The 2,593-nt window shown below is 42.9% G+C and carries 1 protein-coding gene; it reads right to left on the reverse strand.

Annotated features, from left to right (window positions below; genetic code table 11):
* On the reverse strand, nucleotides 1-2,450 hold a 2,450-nt coding region (locus SP90_RS16325), incomplete at its 3' end, for a calcium-binding protein (RefSeq protein WP_269449372.1).
* Between the last annotated feature and the right edge of the window lie 143 nt (nucleotides 2,451-2,593).

The raw sequence follows: 2,593 nt of genomic DNA on the forward strand, positions 1-2,593 counted from the left end.
TTGATGTTGGAAGTTGAGATAGTGGTGTCGTCTGAGAATGTCAGAGATTCAATTCGGCTGTAATACTGTGTCATGACATTCTTAACGCGAATAGAATCAGCAGGGTTATTTTTAAATGTAATAAGCCAGTCCTGCGCATCAACCGTGAGTGTTAACTGGTCAAATGTAATACCTTCTCCAAAGGTAATTTTGTCACTGTATGAACCAGATTTTCCGTCGGGATTGTCATAGATGGTGTCATGACCATCACCAATGTTGAACACGTAAGTGTCATTGCCAATGCCGCCATAGATGGTGTCGTCGCCACGTCCACCGGTAACGGTATTGCCGCTTGCACTTGACGTGAGTGTATCGTTATTGGCTGTCCCTGTGATGGTATTTGAGGAAGAGTGATATTCGAATTGTAGGTAGTTTTGACTCGCGACATTTTTTATTCGCACAGAGTCTGTTGAGCTGTTTTTAAAGGTAATGAGTTGATCATTGCCATCTTGGGTGATGACAATGTCCTCGCTTGTAATCCCTTTACCAAATCTTATTTTATCTCGGCTAAAAGAAGTTCCTGCTGTTTCTTCAGTGTTGTCAAAGATGGTGTCGTGTCCGTCTCCGAGATTGAAAATAAATGTATCATCATGATTGCCGCCATGTATGGTGTCATTACCAAGTCCACCAGAGATCGTGTTTTGGCCATTGCCAGCGTAAATGATGTCATCACCAGCTCCACCATATACAGTGTCGTGTCCACTTCCAGTTGTAATAGTGTCGTTGTCGGCTCCGCCAAAGACGTAGTTGGTTCCATCTCCTGCATCAATGATGTCTTCGCCTGCACCGCCATAAATACGATCATTGTAGTATTTGCCGGTAATATTGTCATCGCCGTCTTCACCGAAGGCAATGAGCTGCCCGTGAGCCGTGGCAATGGTATCATTTCCTTTCCCGCCAAAAACAGTAGTGGTGGCGTTTCCTGTTGTGATGGTATCATCACCACCTAATGCCTTGACGGTTGCCGGCATAACAAAGTCTGATATGTCAATGGTGTCAGCGCCTTCAGTAAGGCCACTAAGGTGGAACTTGATAGAAGAGGTGCTTATTGAGGATTTATCAATGAAATGTATGGAGTCTACACCCCGATAGTTTTCATTCATAACATTTTTAATTCGGATAGAATCGCTGGAGTTATTTTTGAATGTGATGAGCCAGTCATTTCCTTCAGCAGTAAAAATAAGGTCTTCTTTGGTAATACCTGCGCCGAATTTTAACTCATCCAGATGGTAACCAGTCTCTGTTTCGTTACTAACGTTGTCGTAGATGGTGTCATGGCCGTCCCCTATATTAAAGATATAGGTATCCTTATTAGCGCCACCATAAATAGTGTCGTCACCAAGGCCGCCGGTAACAGTGTTTTTACCATCACCTAATGTGATAGTGTCATTTCCATCGCCGCCTTCTACAAAGTCGTTACCAGCACCAGTGTTAATGGTGTCATCGCCTGTTCCACCATGTACAGCGTCGTGTCCACTTCCAGTTGTAATAGTGTCGTTGTCGGCTCCGCCAAAGACATAGTTCTTACCGGAGCCAGCATCAATTACGTCTTCGCCAGCACCGCCGAAAATACGATCACTGTAGTGTTTGCCGGTAATATTGTCATCGCCGTCTTCGCCGTAGGCAATAAGCTGTCCATTGGTAGCGGCAATGGTATCATTCCCTTTTCCTCCAAAAACAGTAGTGGTGGCATTTCCTGTTGTGATGGTATCATCACCACCTAATGCCTTGACGGTTACCGGCATAACAAAGTCTGACATGTCAATGGTGTCAGCGCCTTCAGTAAGGCTGCTAAGATGGAATCTAATAGAAGATGTGCTTATTGAGGATTTATCAATGAAATGAATGGAGTCTATACCCCGATAGTATTCATTCATAACATTTTTAATTCGGATAGAATCGCTGGAGTTGTTTTTGAATGTGATGAGCCAGTCATTTCCTTCAGCAGTAAAAATAAGGTCTTCTTTGGTAATACCTGCGCCAAATTGTAATTTATCGGAAGAAACTCCTGAAGAGGTAAGACCACCAGCGTTGTCGTAGATGGTGTCATGGCCGTCCCCTATATTAAAGATATAGGTATCCTGATTGACGCCACCATGAATAATGTCGTCACCAAGTCCACCGGTAACAGTGTTTTTACCATCACCTAATGTGATAGTGTCATTTCCATCGCCGCCTTCTACAAAGTCGTCACCAGCACCAGTGTTAATGGTGTCATCGCCTGTTCCACCATGTACGGCGTCGTGTCCACTTCCAGTTGTAATAGTGTCTTTCCCAGCTCCACCAAAGATTTTTTTATGCCCTGTTTCGGCATTGATAGTGTCATTACCATCGCCACCGTTTACAAAAGTAACGGTGCTATCAACATTGATGATGTCATCACCGGGTGTTCCTTTTTTTGTGCTAGCCATAATAAGCTCCAGAAAAATAAAAAATGAATGTTAACGTGTGAAATTAAGGAATATAGCCATGTATTTTTATTTCTAAGTTTAAATTATGTATGCTATAAACAGTGTTTTTGTATCGTTGAGCATTATCATCTTGTAAAAAAAAT

Source organism: Halodesulfovibrio spirochaetisodalis, assembly GCF_001672295.1.
GTDB lineage: Bacteria > Desulfobacterota > Desulfovibrionia > Desulfovibrionales > Desulfovibrionaceae > Halodesulfovibrio > Halodesulfovibrio spirochaetisodalis.